Here is a 22322-nt window from a genome sequence, read left to right as displayed (position 1 = left end):
GGCTATTAAAAGATTAAATCGAAAATCATGAAAACCATACGCTTCTTTCTTGCTTTAGTAAGCATAAGCCTAAGTTCCTGCACATCAATTCTGATGCGGTTTATGGGGGTACAGCATGTGGCGCATTTTGATGAAAGTCGTTACAGGCAAAACGCCTCCGCGCTACTGGCTAAATACCCCGGTCCTAAACAAGATATTCTGATAGCAGACACCGGTCTAATACGTTATTCCACACTGTTTGATTCGTTAGAGAGTAAGTTTGCTCTACAGCCGATACAAATGCTCTATTTTGATGCCGACAAAAAGCTACGCTCTTTTCATGTAAACTGCTTGGCGCCGGGTGGCGTAGGGAAATTAAAATGGAATATCGATGATCGATTTGCTAATTATATACCCAAAACAGCAGCGCCAGTAGACTACGAACAATGGAACGTTGACGATCTAACGGAGAAGCTTGGCATCAATGAGCTGGATATACCAGAGGGGAAGGATGTGGTGGTATTCTTTTGGTCCAGACTGCTTCACAAGCAGGTGAAGCACGCGCACAAGGAAATTATAACCAATATTAAAAACCATGTGAAACCCGATGATTTTCCGGTGATTTTGTACCTCAACACAGATAAGGTTTACGCGTCGCTAAATAGTGGGGGTATAGATAGTACATTCTTAAAAAACGTGCTAACAGAAGATGAGTACAAAAAACACCGACTAAAAGTGGCTGGAGAAAAACGTGCTCAGGCGGTAGCAGATGATATGTAATTTGTAAAGGCGGTTCCATACGATCGCAAGTGGCAGCATTCTCCATATTATTAAACACGAAATCATTTATAGTGGATTGACAACGGATAGAGAACGAAACTTCATATACATAGAAAACCCTAAAGCGGGGAGCTTTAGGGTTTCCAAACTAACTAACCAATTATAAACCTAATTATGAATGCTCAAATGTAAGACTAAATTTCGTATTCTCCCTTACTGCTATAACGATTTAACAAAGAATTAACATATCAGATATCGGTATGCATTGCTCCTGAGCATCGTACGTGTTGCACCGCTATCTGCGCCGAACACTTTTCTACCCCATTGGCGGAGCTCGAGCCCAGTAGCTACCCGTTTACATATAGTTTAGCTTCCAAACGTCTTTACATCTTAAGGGTTTGCAACGTAGCAGACTAATACTAAATATCTGTTTACAGCTAGATTATTGATGTGTTAAATAACGCCTGCCATGATCGTAAAACAATTTAGTTGTTTATATTCACTCGTTCAATAGCAATCAACTAAACCATGAAGCGAATAAACATCTTTTTCTTTGTCGCGTGCCTGCTGTCTGCATTAAGCCAGCGGATGGTCGCGCAGGAGGCCAAACTTCCCACCCGATGGACGACTGCCGCAAAGCGTGCTGAAGTACCTTTGCCCGAATACCCTAGACCCCAAATGGTGCGCAATGATTGGCAGTGCCTAAATGGCAAATGGGCATACATAGGAGGAAAAGATGCACCAAATGCCCTGCATCCAGACAAAGAAGTTGTCTTTCAAGCGGACGCAGAAACTATTCTGGTGCCTTATTGCCCGGAATCCTACCTATCAGGAATCGAGCGTAAACAAGAAATCAATATGTGGTATAAGCGGCAATTCGATTTGCCAGCTGCTTGGAACGGGAAAGACGTGATCTTGCATTTTGAGGCGGTAGACCATGATGCCACGGTATTTATTAATGGACAAAAAGCGGGGAGCCATGCTGGCGGCTATGATGCTTTTCAGCTAAACATTACATCTTTACTCAAAAGCGGTGCAAATACTATTGTGTTGGCAGCGCACGACAGAAACGACGGTAAATATCCATCCGGTAAGAATGGCCCGCGCGGCGACTATACCTTTTCTTCCGGCATTTGGCAATCCGTGTGGCTGGAACCCGTTAGCAAAACACATATTGAAGCCATCAAAGTATTGCCTGATTTGGCTGGCAAGCGGCTTCAAGTTGCAGTCAAAACATCGAGTAAAGCAACCATTTCTGCCATAGCTTACCATGGAAATAAAGCCTTGCCCGCTGTAAAAGCACAGGCCGATGAAACCTTCTACATCCCGATTGAAAACCCGCACGCATGGTCGCCAGACGATCCTTTTCTCTACGATTTAAAGTTGACGCTTCACAACAACGATGGAATCCTAGTAGATGAAGTGAAGAGCTACTTTGGTATGCGTGATGTTCATCTTGGAAAAGTGAATGGCGTTGTACGGCCGCTGTTAAATGGCGAGTTTGTGATGCAGGTGGGGCTTCTCGATCAAGGCTATTGGCCGGACGGCATATTGACCGCCCCAACAGAAGAAGCGCTTAAATTTGATATGGAATATACCAAGAAAGCCGGCTACAACCTCATTCGGAAGCATATGAAAACAGAACACCAACGTTTCTACTACTGGGCAGATAAAATGGGGTTGTTGGTTTGGCAGGATATGCCTTGCCTGTGGTATCCGGATGAAGATACCACAATTTATCGAAAAGCGTTCCGGGAGGAATACCAAGCGCTTATCGACCAACACTACAATTCGCCATCTATCATTGCATGGGTGCCTTTCAATGAAAATTGGGGTGCCTTTGACGTGAAAAATATTACCTCGTGGACTAAACAATATGATCCTTCGCGGCTGGTGAATGGCAACTCAGGCTTCAACAATAATCCATCTTACCAGAAGGCCTACGGTGATCCGGGTAATGGTGATTTTGTAGATACACATATTTATGTCGGGCCGAAAGGCGCATCAGAGCCGGACGACAAACGTGCAGCTTCGCTGGGGGAGTTTGGTGGTGTGGGGCTGTTTGTCCGTGGGCATATGTGGCCGGTGGAAAATAATGCCTATGCGTATGAACCAACGACGGCAGCATTAACGGATCGTTACGTATTCTTAATGGACTTTGTGGAGCAGCTCGTCCGCTATAAAGGCCTAAGCGTTGCGATTTACACACAAACTACCGATGTGGAACACGAGGTCAATGGCTTATTGACCTACGATCGGCAGGTGGAAAAAATGCAATTGGATCGTATACGGGCCGTGAACCAAGCTGTAATAAAAGCAGGGGCTAAAAGCGCAACAGCGACGAAGTAATTGCCGCTGTTGTGTTTTTTTGGGAAGCAATGCTGAGTCAAAATAAGTTTGTTGCAATGTCATTGATAACGCCTCCAGGCAATATGGTTTTAGCGCAACACATAGTTTTTTCTATATTTAAGGAATAATATTTTTTGCGCACCTAACGTACATGACAAAAAAAGCGGTAAACAGCATTCTTACGATCGTTATTGCATCCGTTTGGGTGGTTAACGGATTATATTGCAAAATACTGGGAGCCGTCCCCCGTCATGAACATATTGTAGCTGAAATTTTGGGTTCGCCACATGCCAAGTTGATTATAGTTGCCATCGGCTTTTCCGAGGTTGCATTGGCCGTTTGGTTTCCATCGTGTTTCTATGTATAGCAATAAAGCTTGATTAAACCCAGATAAGGATACACGTACGCTTATCTGGGTTGAAGATATAGAAATTCATTGCCGTGTTCAACACGTAGACGACTACAAGGTTAACAACACGGTTTGCTTGCTTTGATTTCTATAGATAACTACGGTTATTTGACTCATATAGCTATCGCGCTTGACGATGCGTTCCAGATCTGCGCTGGTTTTGATCGGTTCATGTTGGCAAGTTACAACAACATCATTTTCACGCAGACCACTATTACGGAGCGGACTGTTCGCCTCCAACTTGACGAGCAGTGCACCCTCTATAGCAGGAAGCCCTGCAGCAGATTGCTCGCCAAGCGTTTCGATCGATTTAAACTGCGCACCTTTCCAAGATAGAACCGTGGCGCTAGCCATCGTTTGTTGTGAGCTTAGCTTCGGAACCGCCGGCATATCGACGATTTTTTTTAGCCGCGGCGCCTGCACGCCAAAGGAATTCATAGCAAAATTTTGAAATCCTGGAGGAACATTGCCCAACAATTGAAAATCGCCTTGAGCGGCATTTTTAAAATGAAGATCAATGACTTCACCACTGGCTTCAACGCCTTTACTTTGGTCTTTTTTAAGATCTGCTGCCGATGAATAATAATTGTAGTTCACCGTATCACCCCAAAATTTTACCTGGATATCAGCATGGCTCTGCATAACAACATTGTTTCGAAAAACATCATGGCTATCCTTGAACCAGACATGCGGATGAAAGCCATTATTGATCAAGATATTGTTATACACGGTGCGATAAAAGCCTTCTCTAAGCTTTAGTCCACCGCTGAGGCAAAGGTTATTGTAGATGCGGTAGTTGGAGGATCCGTCGTCTAAATCAATGTCCCAGCCGTGGTCGCACTGAAACCGATTGTTCCGGATCTGTGTAGGTTGCATCGCATCCAAAAGCACCCATTCAGGGTGTATAGCCGTTAGCTTATCCATTTCCTCCCGATCGGGATGCCAAAACCGATCGCGCCCCCAAGAATTGAAGGCGCCGTGGTCGCTGGTTTCCAATACGGTTTCAAAAACGTCGTTGTAGGCAATGTCATGGCCGCCCCAGTTTCCATCGCCAATGTTGATGCCTGCGCGAGGCACGATGTAGATGCTGTTATGTAAAACGCGGATAGCCGAGGCCATGGAAATCTGAACGCCGGCGACTTGCTTTTCAATAAGACCGATGTGGCGAATCAAGTTGTTGCTGGCTTCACAGTCCTTCGGAAAATCATCGGATTTTGGCCCTGCTAGGCTGTCTATTTGCGCTAGCGGTACAAATTCCTCGTAACGGAAAGCAGGTGAGCGCACGGCGTTCGTACTGCCCACAAAGTTGATGGCGCCGGCACCTATGCGTTCAATGAGATTATTGGCGATCAAGATATCCCGGTTGTAATTGCTTACGAAGACGGCGTTTCCGCCCAGGTCAACAAAATCAGAACCGGTTACTTGGCAACGTTCCGCACCTTCTATTTTTACGGCACCTTGCCGGTAGATCGTCCAGTCACTTCGTAAAAGAGGTTCTGAAGTCTTCATGAAGGTGGGTGCCGTATGTGTAAAACGAATGCCTTCCACGCGGACGTCGCGCACCGGATGCGCTAAGCTACCTTGTATCGTCAGGATGTTTTCCAATAGCGGAGCCTCAAATTTCTCCGTATTCGGATCGATGCCGGTCTCGGGATAGTAATAAAGCGTATTTGTTTTTTCATTCAGAAACCATTCCTGGGGCGCATCCAACTCTTCGAATACATTGTCCACGTAGCGATAGGTCTCGTGCATAGGGCTTGGGCGGTTGTTCTGTTCGCCACCGGTAAAGGTGAGCTTGCCCTCCTGATCTTTACCGCTCACGCGGTAATGGAAACCACCCCATCGGCCAATATGCAAAGCATGTACGTAGGCCGTGGTCGGATCCTTCCAGCGTTGCACGCGCTCGGGACTTAACGCGTCTGCTGCGTATCCCTGAAAGGGAAGGACGGTTGGATCATAATTGGGATACCGCGCCCTGTTTAGCAGTCGGCCATTGGCGTAGAGCTGCTGAAAGCTGAGCGCTTTAGGAACTTGCGCCTTCCAGATGCCTTCCTGGTATTTTTCCCAGGTTAGATGTAGCGCAACTGCAGCGCTCAGTGTTACCTGTTGTCCTTCCTCCGCTTTGATTGTTAACGGTGCGTTTTCAGAGCCGGATTCGGCGGCCGTAACGACGAGTGGTTTATCCAAACGATAGGTGCCCTGGCGGATAACCATTTCGATAGGGGCTAAAGAACCACTTTTTTTCAATGCGACAATACGCTTCATCGCGGCATGGGGGCTAGCGAAGGGCCGGGAAGAGGTTCCTGTATTGCTGTCCTTTCCGGTTTGCGCAACATAGATCTTCTGTACCGAGGTAGACTGTGCCACGGCCTGCGTGAAGCACAGGGCAACACAGCTGCTTACGAGTAAGGGGTAGGCTTGTCGGATAATAATGGAAATAAATGTTATCATGTTATTGGTATAATGGATTTTGAGGAATATTGTTATTGGTAATTTCTTCAATCGGGATAGGCCAAGTTTGGTTGTACAGTCCTACCGGAACAACAAGCGTAGCACCGCGTTGCTGTTGAATACGGTTGAAGGTATTTGTCCGCTTCATCGTCATCCAACTCAATCCCTCTTGGTGCATCTCCCAATCCCATTCCTTCCATATCGCTTGCTGAAGTTGCTCTTGGGTCAGATCGCTCAAATCTGGCACATGTGTGGGATTACCTTTATCCACCCGTGCCCGGCGTCGGATTTCGTTAACGTAGGCGTAAGCCTGTGCAGGTCCGTTCAGCGCATTTTCCGCCTCGGCGGCAATCAGAAACATTTCGGCGTAACGTAGCAAAGGGATGCTAAAGGAAACTTGAGCTCCACTAGGAAGCACACCACGATCGATGAGGGCTGCATCGACAAATTTATGGAAGAACGGACGCTGTAAAGGCCCATTTGGCGCGGGATAGTTTTGCATAATGCCCCATGCCAATCGCCGATCGCCCGTTGGAAAGCTTTGTATAAAATTGCTAGAGGGAATGAGTGTAGGAACATAACCTTCCGCTGTGGCCGAGGCACTATGCAAGCCGTTACCACCACGTCCTGGAACATATTGTTTGTCCCAAATGGATTCAGACGTGTAGGCCATGTTATGGAAAGCAGCGGCATAGTCTTCTGTTAAGGAAAATCGCTGCGAATTGATCACCAAACGCGCTTTTTCCAGCGCATCGCTGAAGCGTTCTGTTTGGTTGAGCGGGTTGCCCGCCATCGTTAAATACACGCGGGCCAAGAGCGCTGTCGCGGCTAACTTATACACCCGGCCCACCTGTCGGGCTTGATCGGGCAGGTTGTCTTCCGCGAAAAGCAGATCTTGTACGATTTGCTCATAAACTTCTGTTTGCGGCGTCCGAGGGAGCCGTAGGTTATCGTAATTTTCCGCAAGAAGCAAAGGCATCGGCACGTCGCCAAATAGCTGCACCAAATTGAAAAAGGCATAGCCTCGTAAAAAACGCGCTTCGGCAGTAAGCTGGTTTTTAAATGTCTCATCCAGCGGCGCGGCGGGCAAATAGTGCAAGATAAAATTAGCGTTCTTGATCATCGAGTAGGGGCCATTCCAGGCATTTCTAGCGTTAAAATAGAAGGGCGTTGGCTGGTTATTGTAGATCGGGAGCGCTTGTTCTGCGGCAGCGGAGGGAGGCGCGTAAAGGTCCGTTATCATCTCATGCGTAAAAGAAACGTATAAGGGCAGGCCACTGTATATACCCTTTACGGATGTTTCATAGCTTCCGGGGTTTTGGAGGAATTGCTCCGGGCTCAAAACGGTTTTGGGCTCTTCCTGCAGCATTTTTTCGCAGCTCTGCATGCCAATGGCAAGGAGCATCATCGTAAGTAATTTATAGGTTGTGTTCATACGGATCAATCTTAAAAGTCAACTCTTAAACCGGCTGTTACTGATTTGGCTGCAGGATAGTTCCCGCGATCCCATCCGTTCACCGAGGCAGCTCCCCAAGATACTTCAGGATCGTAACCACTATAGCTCGTCAAGGTAAGGAGGTTTTGCGCACTGCAATACACCCGTAGCCTGGAAATCTTTAGCTGGCTGCTCCATGCTTCTGGTAAGGTATAGCCAACCGTGATATCGCGAAGACGGAGGTAGGAGCCATTCTCCACCCAAAGGGAGTTCGCATAATCGCGAATCGGGCTGCCGCTATTTTCGCTGGGACGATCAAAATTCCCCTGGCTTCCGGGGCCCGTCCATCGGTTTTCGTAGGCCTCCCGCGTAGGCGTCCAGCGGCCATTTAGCGATACATTGTACTTTCGAAATTCGTTGACAATATCGTTGCCGTAGCTGCCCACAATTAACATAGAGAGATCAAAATTTTTGTACTGAAATTTATTGTTAAAACCAAAAGTGAACTTGGGCTCCAAGCGGGTGAGCACGGTACGGTCTTCCGTGTCATTGACAATCCCCTCGCCATCCCAGTTTTTGAAGCGGTAGTCACCTGCTCGCTTCGAAGGTTCGCCGTTGTCTATCGCCTCTTGATCGGTTTGGTAGATACCTTCCACAGTAAATCCATACAGCTGCATCATCGATTGCCCGACAATGGTTGGGAACCAGTTGCCCCCCGTGTTGATCTCTTGAAAGGTTATGGGATTGCCATAGGCGTCGTTGCCAAGATCCAACACCTTTGTTCTGTTCGCAGAAACATTCAATGTGCTGGTCCACTGCAATTTTTCGCCGAGGTTGGGCTGCACCGCAAGCTGAAACTCAAACCCGCGGTTTTGCACGGCTCCGACATTTTGCAAAACGGATGGAAAGCCACCAGATCCGGGTAAAGTCACGTTGAGCAAAAGATCCGTTGTGCGCTTGTAGTAATAGTCGGCCTCAAACTGTATGCGGTTCTCAAAAAGGCCCAATGCCAGCCCCAGATCGAGCTGTTGGGTCGTCTCCCACTTTAGGTTGGGGTTCTCCAATGCGCTGAGAAAAAAACCGGTATTAATCTGGTTGTCAAAAATCACATCGGTGTTCGCGACATTGGCTAATGTCCTGTAGTTCGTAATTGCTTGGTTTCCAGAGCGCCCGAAAGAGCCGCGGACTTTTAGTAGCGATATAGTTTCATTATCACTTAGGAATTCTTCCTGGTTGATATTCCAGGCAATCGCCGCAGAAGGAAAAAACGCAAATTTATTATTCGCGCCGAAACGCGAGGATCCGTCGTATCGGCCGGTTAATGTCAGGAGATAGCGATCGTCATAGTTATAGTTTGCTCGAGCCAGGTAGGATATGAGTTTGTTGTCTGAAAAAGTACTAGAAGGCAAAGCTCTAACGATTGCCGAACCGATGTTGTTGGTCTCGTAAATGTCACTTAAGAACCCCACGCCATTACCGCTATTTAAACCATCCCCCTTGCTCGTCTGGTAGGTAAAGCCGGCAACAAGGTCGAGTTTATGTGCATCAAACGCTTTCTGGTATTCTATCGTGTTCTCGTTTACGAATGTGGTAGAACTTCCGTAGTTTTTGCTTGCCACACCAAAAATCGAATTACCATCCGGGTCGGTGCGTTGCCCCAAGCTAATATTACCAGGGAAATATTGATCTGATTTTGTATAGCCATGATCTACTCCGGCACTCAGCCGAATTTTCAGTCCTGATACAATCTCATAGGCGAGATTGGTATTGCCGATAACGCGCAAATTATTAGAGACACTGTTCCAATTGTCGGATATTCCTACTGGATTGGTCTCGCCCCAAGACACGCCGGTAAAACGCGTGTAATTACCTTGCTCATCATAGACGCCCAGTGTTGGTGGCATCACGATGGTCGCCCAGGGAATGCCTCCGCCGCCATCGGCACTTTCATATTGCGCGCGGTTGTATTTTGCGTTTTGCAAGGAAACGTTTGTGGCAAGGGTTAGCTTGTCTAAAAGCTGGTGTTCGATATTGGTTCGAAAAGAGAGGCGCTCGAATCCTGAATTGCGAATAATACCATCCTGATTAAAATAGCCAAATGAGGTGAAATACTTCGTCCGTTCATTACCGCCACTGATGTTTACATCGTGGTTTTGCATCATCGCGGTTCGATAGACTAAATCCTGCCAATCCGTACCTCGCCCGAGTGCTTGAATTTGTTCTGCAGACCAGGGAAGCGGATTTCCGTCGTTGGCTGCAACCTCGTTCTGTAGATTGGCAAATTGCGTAGCATCAATCAGATCGATCCGTTTTCGTAACCATTGTGTGCCGATATAGCCGTTGTAACCAACTCGTGTTTTTCCGCTTATGCCTTTCTTCGTTGTAATCATAATCACTCCATTAGCGCCCCTTGAGCCGTATATGGCCGTAGAAGAGGCATCTTTTAAAACGGAAATATTCTCGATATCTTCCGGGTTCAGCTGTGCAGATAGATTATCCAAAGGCAGTCCATCAACAACGTATAGCGGAGCATTACTCGCTCCGATAGAGTTGAGCCCGCGAATTTGGATCTTCATGCCCTCACCGGGTTGACCCGAGGCTTGGTTAACCTGCACGCCAGGTGCTTGCCCCTGTAGCGCCTGTGCCACATTGGAGATACCATTTACTTGGCGAATCTGTTCGGCGTTTACCGTGGCAACAGCGCCCGTCAGATCGGCTTTTCTGACCGAACCGTAACCGACCACCACCACTTCATCCAAGCCGGCCGGTTCTTCTACAAGCTTTATTTGCACAGGAGTGCCGTTGTATACAAGCTCGCGGCTTCGGTAGCCGATCAACGAAAAAACTAAGGTCGCTGTACCCGCCGAGGCTCCGGTAAGTTCAAATCGTCCCTGCGCATCAGTGGATGTGGCAACATTTGTTCCTTTCAGTTTGACACTGACGCCTGCTAGGGGGCTTCCCAGGCTGTCGGACACCGTTCCCGTAATGGTTTCTTGTATTGGTGCGGAAGCCAATTTACTAGGCGCGTTTTTCTTGTCTGCACCTGCGCGGATTACCATAGACTTGCCTTCCAGTGTATACGTCAAGGGTTGGTTCGCGAACACCTGATCCATAACCTGTTTTAGAGGGCTTTTATTGACCTGTATCGTTACGGGTCGAGATTCCTTTAGTAAGCTACTGTTATAGAATAATCGGTAGCCGCTTTGTTTACTGATAGATTTCAGCACGACATCTAGTTTTTCGTTTTTATACGATAATGTGATGTCCTGCGCGTACGCTTCGCCGTACACGTCGCACAGCGCGACGCTCAGTAATAAAAAGAGGAGGTTGAATCGTACGGATAGTTTCTTGCGACTCATACCTAATCTATTTTTTTCTTGCGGTTTGTTGGTTTCCTCCTGCCGAGTAGGCGTTAGGAACGTAAGCATGAAATTCATACATTTAGTAAATTTTGTTTGTTAATGGATAGCGGATAATTATCTTTTAATCAACTTAATTTGATTTAAAGAACGGTGTTGCTGGAACTTCACCGTTCTTCCCTTTTTCTTTCTTTTACATAGGCCTTTTCTTTGTTTTGATGTATACTTTTCCATGTTGGTAGCTGTATTCCAGTTCCCCCGAGCTTTTTAAGGTTTCCAAGGCTTCACCTAGCGGGATGTTGCGCGGCATATAACCATGGAAAGAAGAATCGCTACTTCCTGTGTATACCACGTCAATATTGTACCAGCGCGCCAACTGTTTCACGATATCGCCTATGGCAGCATCATTAAATACAAAAGCGTCAGCGCGCCATCCCGACACTTCTTCGAGGTCAGCCTTGCTTACGCTCATAGTCCCATTTGGGTGCAAAACACTACGAAAGCCGGGGTTGAGCAGCTTTTCTTCATTGTCACTTTTGTTTCTTACCCGTACGCTTCCTGCAACGAGTGTTGCGGTTTCGGATGTTTCATCTGTATAGGCCTTGACGTTGAACTGTGTGCCTAATACCTCAATTTGTTGGCGTGCAGTGTTCACAATAAACGGAATGCGGTGGCCTGCAGCATCCGTTTGTTTTTTAATTTCGAAAAATGCTTCGCCTTTCAGTTCAATCTCTCGGCGCTGTGCAGCAAATTGCTGTGGAAAGCGAAGCGTACTCCCCGAGTTGAGCCAAACTTTTGAGCCGTCGCTCAATGATAATTGATACGTTCCGCCCATTGGAACCACCATTTCGTAGAAGGCCGTCGCTTGCTGATCCTGATGAAGTATTTCGCCTTTTTCGTTTCTGATCGCTTCGCTGTCGAGAAGCAGCTGACCGCTGGTGCTATCCAAAGACAGCTCATCGCCATTTGCCAAGCGCAGGGTTGCCTTGGAGCTCGCCGGAGGAACTTGTTTCATGACTTGTATTTTCTGCTCCGTCGTCGCTGTCTGCAAAAAATAGAAGGCAGCCCATCCGGCAAGCGTGAGGAGACTCACCGCAGCAGCATATCGCAACCATATAAGAATGGATTTACGTCGCGCGCGTACCGTGCTAACGCCAAGTTCCTCATCCATGACATGCTCGACAGCAGCCCGGTGTTTCTCTTGGCGCATAAGATCCATAAAAAGCGCAACCTCCTCCTCAGAAGCTTGCCCATTCCGGTACCGACGAACCAATTGCCTATATAATCGCGTTTGTTTACTCATGATTAGCTCGCGAGAGGGTTTATTGCTCTCGCTGTTTAGTATATATACACACCGGCCAACTATTTTAGGGTACCAGTTTTTTTATTTTTTATAGCATTGTGGATATTAGATGTTAGTAGATAGTACAGAGTAGGTAGATTGGGTAGTGGGTAATGCGAATTGAGATATGATGTGTGCCAAAGTCGGCGTCATTGCGAGCCGGAGGTACGAGGGCGCGGCAATCTTGCGTGTGGAGTAGTGCGTAGTGAGATATTATAGATGTTAGTAGATAGTACGTAGAAATGGTACTGTGTAGGAATTTTTTTACTTTTTATTTTTAACCGAGCGTAGCGAGCTCATCGAAGATAATTTCAATTGCACAAACTAGTATTAAGCAAAGTGTCGCCTCGAAAGCTTTGCAATATGTAGACATCTGCTATTGCACAAGCCCTCCCTGCAAAGGTTTCAAGCGACGGGGTTTTGGTTGGGATGTGGTAGTGCGTAGTGAGATATGCGTATTGCGATGTGTTTATCTAGATTTTAGTACTTAGTATGTAGATAAGGGTAGTGCGTAATGGGTATTGCGATAAAATGAGGGAACAATAGGTTGCACTTTCCTTACTTAACGGACATGTCGCCTCGAAAGCTTTGCAATATGTAGACATCTGCTATTGCACAAGCTCTCCCTGCAAAGGTTTCAAGCGACGGGGTTTTGATTACTTTTGCCCTTCAAAAGTAATGCCCTGTCCTGGCTAAGGACGGACGGGATATGGGTTGGACAAAACCAGAAACAGGTACATCCTCTGCTAAAACAAGACCTACTGCAACAACCCTAAAAGACTAAAAAACACGACAATATAGTTTACATCGATCGGGCCGGAAAGTAGCTGCCGAAAAGTTTTCATCGCTTGCATCATATATTTCTTGACGGCGTGCCGACTGAATCCCATTTCTTTAGCGACATCCTCATAACTCATTTGGGCTTCCCTGCACAGCGAAAATACCTTTTGCGCTGCCGGCGATAATTGCTGAAAAGCGTTATTGATAAACGCTTGATACTCTTTATTCTGGATCATATTTTCCGTGCTGCGTTCGGAGAAGACATAATGTTGGAGTAGCTCCTGCTGGGAAGCCTTCGAGCGGCTTATGGACCGGAGCTGGTTAAGCGTTTGGTTTTTCGCCATAACATAGAGGTAGGGTTTAAACAGTTCTACAGAAGCCAGTGTTTCTCGTTTTTCCCAGACCTTGACAAAAATTTCCTGAACAATGTCATCAGCAAGATTAGGCGATTTAACGTACCCTAAAACAAAATGATAAATTTGTCGAAAATACGTGTCGTAAAGGGCTTCGAAAGCCCGCTCATCTCCCTTTGCTATGGCATATAACAAATGTTTTTCCATTTCCGTTGGTATACCTGTGAATTTTCGTTGGCTTTAACTGCTTACCAAGATAGCACACCAATCATCAGGTAATTGACTTTTCGACTGGATTAAAGCTTGTGTTACACATTTAATATTTTACGAATATAATGTAATTTGCTTTACGATCTATGGCCTAAAACTGTTTAAAGATTGAGGTGCGGCTAACCGCTCCTATTTTAAAGGTCGTCGCTGGATAGAAGTCCTAAATAAGATCCAGATCTTTTAGTAACTAGTTTGTAAAGCATTCGATTATTATGGAAAATTCTCAGGTTGTTGTGTTTTTTAACAGGCGTACCTCCACACAGTCATGCTCGGGCTGACGATAGTTGCGAAGCGAATGTAAATACAAATCCGATGTTACACAAACTTAACCTTTTCTTTATGTGGTGTTTATGAAGTTTCTCGTAACTTCGTGTTGTACATTGTGTTTTTCAGTAAAAGAATACCGATCATGAAAAAGCTCAGATACTTCCTACAGAAAATTGTTTTTCGTTTGTTCATAAATCAGTTCTCTTCATTCTATTCGCCACTTCGATCCCATAGGATTAAATCGGCCTAATCTACCAGATGGTAAACTTTCGAAACAGATTCTTGTTTAAGATAGAGGTTTACAGTAATCAATACATGCATGCATTTAACTAAGGAGGCCTTTGGCGATGACTTTGCCTGGGGCGTTTCCACTGCGGCCTATCAAATAGAGGGCGCGCATCAGCACGATGGTAAGGGACTCTCTATTTGGGATGTTTTCGTGCAGAAAAGGAATAAAATTTTTCAAAACCATAAGGGCGATATCGCATGCGACTTCTACAACCGCTACATAGAAGATCTGCATTTGATGCACCGTATGCACATTAAAAATTACAGATTTTCGATTTCATGGAGCCGCATATTGCCGAATGGAACAGGTGAAGTCAATCAAAAAGGAATCGACTTTTACAATCGGCTGATCGACCTTTCCCTCGAATTAGGCATTGTTCCCTGGGTTACGTTGTATCATTGGGATTTGCCACAAGCTTTAGAACTCCGTGGCGGATGGATAAACAGAGAAGTGAAAGACTGGTTTGGCGACTACGTGGGTATATGTGTGAAACATTTTGGCGATCGCGTTAAAAATTGGATGGTGCTTAACGAGCCAACAGTGTTTACTGCGGCGGGGTATTTTTTTGGCGTACACGCACCCGGAAAAAGAGGTCTTGACAGTTTTTTGGCGGCGGCTCATCATGCTTCGTTAGCCCAGGCATATGGCGGAAGAATTATAAAATCTTTGCAGCAGGACAGCTGGGTCGGGACCACCTTTTCGTGTTCACACGTGGAACCCTTTAGCAATCGCGATAAGGATATTGTTGCTGCAAAAAAGGCTGACGTCTTGCTCAATCGGTTATTTATCGAGCCCCTGCTTGGCTTAGGTTACCCCACGATGGAGATTAAGTCACTCAAAAGGATAGAGCGCTATATGCAGCAGCATGACGAGGCTGATCTGCGCTTCGATATGGATTTCATTGGTCTTCAAAATTACACCCGCGAAGTAATTCGCTATGCGATGTTTGTACCATATTTGCAGGCCAAGATCGTCTCCGCGAAAGATCGGAAAGTTCCTATGACGGCTATGAACTGGGAAATTTATCCGGAATCTATTTACCATGTCCTGAAAAAATTCAGTGCTTACCAGAACATTCCGCCGTTGATCATTACCGAGAATGGTGCTGCCTTTCCCGATCAGGTATTGGACGGCGAAGTGGATGACCCTAAGCGATTAGGCTATCTGCAAGACGCCCTACAACAGGTGCATAAAGCACAGCAAGAGGGTGTGCTGGTGAAGGGCTATTTCGTGTGGACTTTTCTGGATAATTTTGAGTGGGCAGAGGGTTATTTCCCGCGTTTTGGACTGGTGCACGTCGACTTCCAATCCCAAAAGCGCACCATCAAATCGTCAGGACGATGGTATGCAAATTTTCTAGCGTAAAGCCCCAAATGAGTCTTCGTAAGCAGCACTGATCGCCTCTTGCTGACCAGCTTGTCGCTAAGATGCTGCGCAATACCAGGCTAATCAGGATCCCTCTGCTGAAGAATAACTAATTTGAAAAAGCCAGATCGTGGATCTTGAAAGCCATCAAAATAGCTGTTCCTAAAATAGAGCGTGCTGTCGGACGACCAGAAAATATCGACAAGCGTGCAAAGGGCGAAGTCGCTCGTATGAAGATGAAGCGGAAGTTCGGCGTACTTTTGGTAGCCATTTCGGCTTCGTTGCTGTAAAAAATAACTCGAACATTCCTGTCCGGGGAACCAGCCGTTCAATCGAAACGGCCTTCCCGGCGACTCATTTATATAACTGGGATTACCAACAACTTCTGGTCCCAGCAAACCCCTGCGTAGATCGATCGTATAATCTGAGGAATGTCCGCCCTCGAAAACAAGAATATCTTCACTTGGGTAGTAGCGAACGAACCCAATTTCCATAAACTCCGGCCTATCGCGAAATGTAAGCGAATCACCATTAGCGAAACGCACAGAATAAAGCGCCCCTCCGTGAACACTACTGTCTACGCTGCTTTTGCCCTCCTGAAAGACCGATGCGCCGAAAATTACCCGTCCTTTCAAAAGCGTTTTCGTTTCTGCCAGATCTTCCACATACGGCAGTGTATCGTGTTGTGGCAGCCTGCGAACCTGAAAATAGGCCGCTGAGTCAATTTTAAAAATGCGTAGCTGGCTATCGCCGAACAATAGGCTATCCTGTCCACGTTCTTCAACATGAATCGAATCTACGTTTAGGTTTTCGTCCTGAGGTGCCGGCGCTCCGCATGACGCCAATAGCAATAACGCGATCCATAGAAGCGATTGGTTCCCCATAATCAAGATGTTTGATGCCATTAAACTCATTTCCCTGGATGCAATGAATGAATAGCGATGAAATTAGCAATTTTATATACAATTTGATAATTATCGAACCTTTTCTTCCTCTTCTCTATTGCTAAGCTGCGCCAACTTCACTTGAATGGATTCGGCCTCGTTTATCGGATCTAAAATCGTTGGTTGGTTAACAAAAAGTCAACGGTAGGCATAATGGTTTATTCATTATCTTTGTTATTGATGATCGATGGAGATGCTCCAATTGCCGATTATCTGCCAAAAGTAAACACGTATCATATGAAAAATAGCAACATGCAACTTAGCGCGGAGGAGATAACGGAACTTTTAAACATTTTGGCTGACCGCTTTCATAAGAATATGCAGCGGCATGCTGATTTTAGCTGGGAGATGGTTAAAAATCGTTTGGAAACACAACCTGAGAAGCTTGCTGTTTTGGCGGCGATGGAACGAACGGAAGGCGAGCCTGATGTGATCGGGTTTGAAGTAGCTAGCGGCGCCTATATCTTTTACGACTGCTCGCCCGAAAGCCCGAAGGGACGCCGCAGTATTTGCTATGACCGGCAGGCATTGGATGCACGAAAAGCGAATAAGCCGGAAAATTGTGCGTTGGATATGGCAAACGAAATCGGCATCGATATCCTGACCGAAGAGCAATACCGAAACCTGCAGCAGCTTGGTGAGTTTGATCTAAAAACATCCAGTTGGGTGGCTACACCGGCAGAAATCAGGAAGCACGGCGGAGCACTCTTTTGCGACCGGCGTTATGGCCACGTGTTTACTTACCACAACGGCGCTGATTCCTACTACGGTGCTCGAGGCTTCCGAGGGGCGGTGAAAATTTAATTAGACATATGTTATATTTGATCAATTAACATAAAGGTCTGTTAGCGAGCGCGGTATACTGTATACGTTGTGCTAGTTAAATGCATCCATTCTGCAGAATTTATCTGCGGTGAAGGATACTCGCTATGCACCACGTTAAAGCGCAAAAACAACCTTTAAAATCGCCATACGGCCGCGCAGCTCGTAATTGTTCTGCGCTTGCTGATTCGCCGAGATACTGTAGGTTTGGAATGTCTTGATGTTGGCTAAATTGCTAAGGTTGAGCTCTAGGTCTGTTTTCCATTTCGCTATGCGGTAACGCGCAAAAGCATCCAAAAAGAAATAGTTGAAATCGCTCTGCACAGCTTGACGTGTGTAAAGATGCCTTCCAGTGACGCGGACAACAGCGCCTTTAACAGGATAAAATGGAATGCTGATGTGCTGTGCGGCCGAAAAGATGCTGTTTGCTAAACCTGGAAAATCACGTTGTCGAGAGGTGGACCACAGGAGGCTGCCTCGGTAGGCAAAGTCAATCCGTTTCCATATTTTGATCGTCATTTGTGGATCAAGGGTATAGCTGGTATTGTGAAAAGGTAGCAGTGCATCGTTAAACAGCTGTTGAAAATTGCTGTACGACCAGCTTGCCCCAAGTTTCACCGTGCCGGAAAGCGGCATTACATATTTGTCTACGCCCAAATGCGCGTTAAAGGTGTTTACGACATTAGGAAGGGGAAGCAGGACGGTCTGCGATATATCGTTGCTGATTAGCTGCGACAACATCGCTTCGCGTCGTTGTCTGCTATACTTTAAACCAACGTTAGAATAGAACATATCGAATGTCCGGTTTAACCGATAATTGAACACAAATGCATGCGTGTTGCTTTCATTGATTTCAGCTGTGTTTTGCGATAGCGACCTGTAGTTGCGGATGATAACACCGCGGTACACATCTTGGATATTGCCGAAGTTGTTCGAAAAATTGTAATTAAAGTCCAATTCATCCTCGCTCCAAGCTCGGTATTTCATGCTGAAGTTAGGAAGAAAAAGAAATCGATTTTGTGCCTCATCCAGACCATACGTCGGATCGTGATAGGTGGTGCGCTGAAAGCCAAAAGGCAGGGAGAGCGATGTTTCCAGGCGCTTATTCTTCCACCCATACTCCGCCTGTCCCATATATTGACCGCGCAACCATCCCATGGCGTTACTGCTCGAATCAAGCTGCGCCGCGCCGATAATACCACCTTGCTCGATCGCTATAGAGGAGTTTAGTCGTTGGTTTTCCAAACTCACGTTGAACCCGTAGTATTGGCTTATTTTTCCTTTGGGCAAACGGTACCCGGAGGAAAATCGCGTGTAGAAGTTTGGAACATCCAATCGTTGGATGGTCTCTTCGTATGGTTGATCCTGGTTTAGGAAGTTGGGAAATATCCCCGGTTGCAAGTGCAGCGACTGCGGTTTTGAACCGTAATGGATAAACCAGCTTAGCTGTATAATCTTTCCATTTGCCAACTCCGGTACGTACTCTAATTGGTTAGACAGTCCACGTATCTGATGGTGTCGTTTAGCTTCAATATCTTGTCGGTTGCTGTGTATCGCTGCCCAGTCCCTTTCCTTTTCATATTCCAAGGATAGGGCATTGCTGATGAATTTCTTTTCTACATTTTTATTTGCCGACAAACGGATGGCGGCAAGAAACTCCTCCAATTCGCTTTTTTGTGTCTCGAAGAGAGATACCGTTTCTGTCGGCGTGAAGAAATCTGTTTGGCCGCTAAAATTTTGATGGCTGTGGTTGTAAAGGGCCTGAATATTCGATTTAAGTTGCCAATTGCGTTTTAAATTGAATAGGTTATTGGTGTTGATAGCGCCGCTGTTATTGAAAAAGTAGTGCTGCTTGGCCAGTGGGGGTGCGCCTACCGTGCCCAAAGAGAGCAGGTTGTTGACGGGCATGGTGCCAAGACGAGCCAATGTGTTTTCTCGGCTGTAGCCGATCAGTTCATTGCTGAGGTCAATCCCCGTGTTGTTCCCGTTTAACACGTTTAGCATTTTGTATTTCTTATTGAACAAGATGTTATTCAGCTCACTTTCGTATTGTTGAGGAAGCCCAGCGCCGATTTTTGCTTCCGCTGTCATCTTAAGTTTCGCATCTTCTTTAATAACTAAGTTGAGCGCAACCTGATCGGTAAAGCGTTTGTTCTTAAGTACTTTAAGATGCTCATGGTTGTTCAAGACCTGTATGTCTTTTACCATCTTGTGGGGGATCGTTCGCGTGCCTAGCGCATAGCGGTCGTCTAACAGGTCATCGCCATCGATATAAAAATTGGAAATCTCTTTCCCTTGGTATTTTATACGTCCTGATTCGCTAACTTCCATGCCGGGAATGCGCTTGATAACATCACCTATGCTTCGATCTTCTTCTTGGGCAAACTGCCCAACATCATAGGCCAGTGTGTCGCCCAGTCGACGGATCATCGGTTTGCTCTTGACTTCCACGTCTTCCAGCAGTATCGCTTGCTCCTCTAGCGAGATGACAAAGTTTTCTGTCACCTCTTGCAAAGCGATGTGGTATTTTTTGTAACCCAAATGGTTTACTTCCAAGCGGTAGCCTGCCGGATCTTTGCCGAAAGGAATGTAAAACAGGCCTGCAGCATCGGTGCTTTTAAATGCCACAATCTTGCTGTCTGATGATAGAATGCGGATGCTTGCAGAAGGAATAGCACGTCCGCTTTTGCCATCAATTAGCCGGCCTGTGATGGCGTTCTGTTGTGCCAGGGCAAAAGCACAACAAAACGTCCAGAATACGATGATATAATAGCGCAGCAAGGTTAAGGGATTAATTCGATGGGATTATTTGTGTTTTTCGACGGTGAATAGTTTTCCGCACTTTTTATGTTGACTGATTTGATTCGGCTTGCATCGAGTGTCGAGCTCGAACTACTTCCCGCAGCAGAACCCGAGCTTCGAACCGTAATCGTAGCACGGCCTGCCCCCCCGGTCGGTGTGGAACCGGCAGCAACACGGATTCTACCTTTCGCTTCCATGTAAGCCTGTGGGTTAGCCTGAAAGGCTTCTTGTAGTTTACGTACTTCTTTCTGGGTGGATGGCTTCGCATTTTCTGGCGCGGCGAGGGCGATAGCGCTATTGTCAAGCTTATCGAACCCCGCATACAGCCATTGCACATCTTTTTTTGCGTCAGCTGCCTCCAAGATCAAGCCGGGCAAACCGTGAAGCTTCCATGGTCCAGCAGAAAAGGGAAGCTCGCTTGCAAACCAAGCGCTGTATTCCCTTCCTTTAAATGCAGCCGTTGCTTTTTGACAGCTGTAGCCGCCAATGGTTTTGGTTTCGTCAGTTATCGTCCAATCTAATATTGGATAGTCCACGTCTAAAGCAAAATTGTCTCCACCAATAGTGACAATTTCTTTCATTTTTTGCTTGTCAAACAAGTAGGATTGAGGGATTCCTGTCGTATTTCGCGTAATGTTTAAGACTCCGTCGAAACCAGGATCTTTCAGCTGCTTATCGATTTCCTCTTGGGCGCGTGTTTTGGAGTAACTGGTGTAATAGTTGCCCGTTGTGCCGAGATAGGTAACAACCTCATCACGTAGAAATTTTTCTCGCTGTGTACTATCGTTCACGTGCGTGAATGTATAGTGCACTTTGGCCAAGGCCTTTTCTGAGTCTTGCGCAGAAAGCCTTGTAACAGCTAGCAAGCTAAACAAGGCATAAGGAATGAATGATTTTATATACATGGCATTAGGATTATGAAGAAATCAAATATATACGAAAAAATCGTAAACATAAAATTTTTTCGTAATTTTTGATTTGAATCTTATCTTTTTTGGACGTGTTCTGCTCGTTGAGCCTTTTGGCACTATACTTGGTAAACTGATGGGGTAAAAGAAGTTGAAAGAGATGGAAGTACTATCAAAAAATAAATTGTGGACGCTGTTGATAGCAGCGATATTTTCATTAAGCATGTTATCATGTAGTGAGGATACAGTGGATAATATTGGGCGAGACACAGCGTTGAATATCATTCGTGCGAATAAATGGTTTGATGTAGTCAAGACGACTACTGTGTCGGGCGGAACACCGGAAACCACAGTATTGGTCGCAGAGGGGGAGACACTGGAATTTAAATCGGATAATTTCGCCTATGTTTTTACGGGAGGGCAGACAGTTTCTTATCCGTACCTACTGGAAACAAACAAACGTATGGTGTTCGACGGCAAAACCTATGAAGTTCAGGAAAGTATTATTCAAACGGTGACGCGGCTTACATTGGTGAATAACGAGGCCGGCGTAACAACAACGATCGTCTTTCGGAGAAGATAATTTATACATACACTTAAATACATGAGAAGGGTGTGCAGTGAGCTGTGCACCCTATTTATGTTTAGCCTTTTATCGAAGCGTATTGCATGGCAAAACTAGTCATCCACGGGGACGCCCGTAATATCAATTACGTTGAGCTTAACTTTAGGCTACATTGCAATGGGCTTGCCATCACGGGCTAAGAAACCAATAGCGTTGAGTGAATTTAAGTTGGGATAGAAGATCGAGAAACGTATTAAGCCATCCACGACAGGTTCGATAAGAATAAAGCCGTTATTGTAACAAGCATCTTTGCCCGTTTTTATCTGCTCGCGAAAAAGAAGTTTGTCCTTTTTCTTTTCGGCCAAAATCCACTTACCTCCACAGCCTATCGAAGGATAGCTGATTCTGTAACGCCCGTTTCTGCAGATCAGCTTCATATCCCAAAAGCTATCTGCATCACGTTGATAGCCTTGACCAATCCAGGTGCCTTCTAACGATCCAAAAACAGAGTCTGCCTGAAAACTGCCATCGGTAAGGATAATGGTGTCCGTTGGAAGAAATGTTTTTGGTTGTTCCCTTTCGGAAATACGCCACCCGGACGAGAGTTGCTGGGCCGTCGTTAACGAGAAGAGACATAGGAACATCCATACTACGAGTACGCCCTTGCGTAAATGTTTTTTGCATATACGGCCTTTCGGTAAGGGGCTAGCGAACTTCTGTTCGGCTACTTTTTCGAGCAACCCGTTTTGCCATGCAAATAAATGATTATTCATAAGGATGTGATTTTTGGATGTATATAAGAATAACGTTTAATCTCGCGTTGTGGTATGAGCGTGAAGGGGGCTACTAGCAA

At 46.0% G+C, this 22322-nt stretch carries 15 protein-coding genes; 6 read left to right on the top strand and 9 right to left on the bottom strand.

Going from position 1 to position 22322, the window contains the following annotated elements; translation table 11 throughout:
* Positions 1-27: 27 nt before the first annotated feature.
* The 3 genes from B0I21_RS06875 (at position 28) to B0I21_RS06865 (ending at position 3475) form a co-directional block, all read left to right on the top strand.
* Complete coding sequence (locus B0I21_RS06875) at positions 28-759, top strand: hypothetical protein (RefSeq protein ID WP_133639737.1); 732 nt, start codon at positions 28-30, stop codon at positions 757-759.
* Between the two features lie 528 nt (positions 760-1287).
* Entirely contained in the window at positions 1288-3108 is a 1821-nt protein-coding gene (locus tag B0I21_RS06870) for a glycoside hydrolase family 2 protein (RefSeq protein WP_133639736.1), read from the top strand.
* A 151-nt stretch (positions 3109-3259) separates the two neighbouring features.
* On the top strand, positions 3260-3475 hold the full coding sequence (locus B0I21_RS06865) for a DoxX-like family protein (protein ID WP_133639735.1): 216 nt from the start codon (positions 3260-3262) through the stop codon (positions 3473-3475).
* 93 nt (positions 3476-3568) lie between these two features.
* Here the strand turns inward: B0I21_RS06865 and B0I21_RS06860 are convergent, their stop codons facing one another.
* The 5 genes from B0I21_RS06860 to B0I21_RS06840 form a co-directional block, all read right to left on the bottom strand.
* Positions 3569-5968, bottom strand: coding sequence for a PDZ domain-containing protein (locus B0I21_RS06860; RefSeq protein WP_133639734.1), 2400 nt, complete (start codon positions 5966-5968; stop codon positions 3569-3571).
* Position 5969: 1 nt separating this feature from the next.
* Positions 5970-7403, bottom strand: coding sequence for a RagB/SusD family nutrient uptake outer membrane protein (locus B0I21_RS06855; RefSeq protein WP_133639733.1), 1434 nt, complete (start codon positions 7401-7403; stop codon positions 5970-5972).
* Positions 7404-7414: 11 nt separating this feature from the next.
* On the bottom strand, positions 7415-10840 hold the full coding sequence (locus tag B0I21_RS06850; RefSeq protein WP_243835970.1) for a TonB-dependent receptor: 3426 nt from the start codon (positions 10838-10840) through the stop codon (positions 7415-7417).
* A 115-nt stretch (positions 10841-10955) separates the two neighbouring features.
* Complete coding sequence (locus B0I21_RS06845) at positions 10956-12065, bottom strand: FecR family protein (protein WP_133639732.1); 1110 nt, start codon at positions 12063-12065, stop codon at positions 10956-10958.
* A gap of 797 nt (positions 12066-12862) precedes the next feature.
* A complete protein-coding gene (locus tag B0I21_RS06840) occupies positions 12863-13444 on the bottom strand; it encodes an RNA polymerase sigma factor (protein ID WP_133639731.1) in 582 nt (193 codons plus the stop codon).
* A gap of 649 nt (positions 13445-14093) precedes the next feature.
* Between B0I21_RS06840 and B0I21_RS06835 the strand changes: the two genes are divergently transcribed.
* A complete protein-coding gene (locus tag B0I21_RS06835) occupies positions 14094-15428 on the top strand; it encodes a GH1 family beta-glucosidase (protein WP_133639730.1) in 1335 nt (444 codons plus the stop codon).
* Positions 15429-15508: 80 nt separating this feature from the next.
* Here B0I21_RS06835 and B0I21_RS06830 read toward each other — a convergent pair whose 3' ends face one another.
* Positions 15509-16333 carry a hypothetical protein gene (locus B0I21_RS06830; protein WP_133639729.1) on the bottom strand — a complete coding sequence of 275 codons (825 nt, stop codon included), beginning with the start codon at positions 16331-16333 and terminating at the stop codon, positions 15509-15511.
* Between the two features lie 276 nt (positions 16334-16609).
* Between B0I21_RS06830 and B0I21_RS06825 the strand changes: the two genes are divergently transcribed.
* On the top strand, positions 16610-17176 hold the full coding sequence (locus B0I21_RS06825) for a DUF4256 domain-containing protein (protein ID WP_133639728.1): 567 nt from the start codon (positions 16610-16612) through the stop codon (positions 17174-17176).
* Positions 17177-17311: 135 nt separating this feature from the next.
* Here B0I21_RS06825 and B0I21_RS06820 read toward each other — a convergent pair whose 3' ends face one another.
* Together B0I21_RS06820 and B0I21_RS06815 are read right to left on the bottom strand one after the other, a co-directional pair.
* Positions 17312-19975, bottom strand: coding sequence for a carboxypeptidase-like regulatory domain-containing protein (locus tag B0I21_RS06820; protein WP_133639727.1), 2664 nt, complete (start codon positions 19973-19975; stop codon positions 17312-17314).
* A gap of 2 nt (positions 19976-19977) precedes the next feature.
* A complete protein-coding gene (locus B0I21_RS06815) occupies positions 19978-20901 on the bottom strand; it encodes a GLPGLI family protein (RefSeq protein ID WP_133639726.1) in 924 nt (307 codons plus the stop codon).
* A 163-nt stretch (positions 20902-21064) separates the two neighbouring features.
* Here B0I21_RS06815 and B0I21_RS06810 point away from each other — a divergent pair, with 163 nt between their 5' ends.
* Positions 21065-21487 carry a hypothetical protein gene (locus B0I21_RS06810; protein WP_133639725.1) on the top strand — a complete coding sequence of 141 codons (423 nt, stop codon included), beginning with the start codon at positions 21065-21067 and terminating at the stop codon, positions 21485-21487.
* A 149-nt stretch (positions 21488-21636) separates the two neighbouring features.
* On the opposite strand, the gene B0I21_RS06805 is transcribed toward B0I21_RS06810, so the two are convergent.
* Positions 21637-22242: a hypothetical protein gene (locus B0I21_RS06805; RefSeq protein ID WP_133639724.1), complete on the bottom strand. Its 606-nt coding sequence runs from the start codon at positions 22240-22242 to the stop codon at positions 21637-21639.
* Positions 22243-22322 lie beyond the last annotated feature (80 nt).

The sequence above is a fragment of the Sphingobacterium paludis genome (assembly GCF_004364125.1).
Taxonomy (GTDB): domain Bacteria; phylum Bacteroidota; class Bacteroidia; order Sphingobacteriales; family Sphingobacteriaceae; genus Sphingobacterium; species Sphingobacterium paludis.
This window is presented reverse-complemented; position numbering and strand designations above follow the sequence as displayed.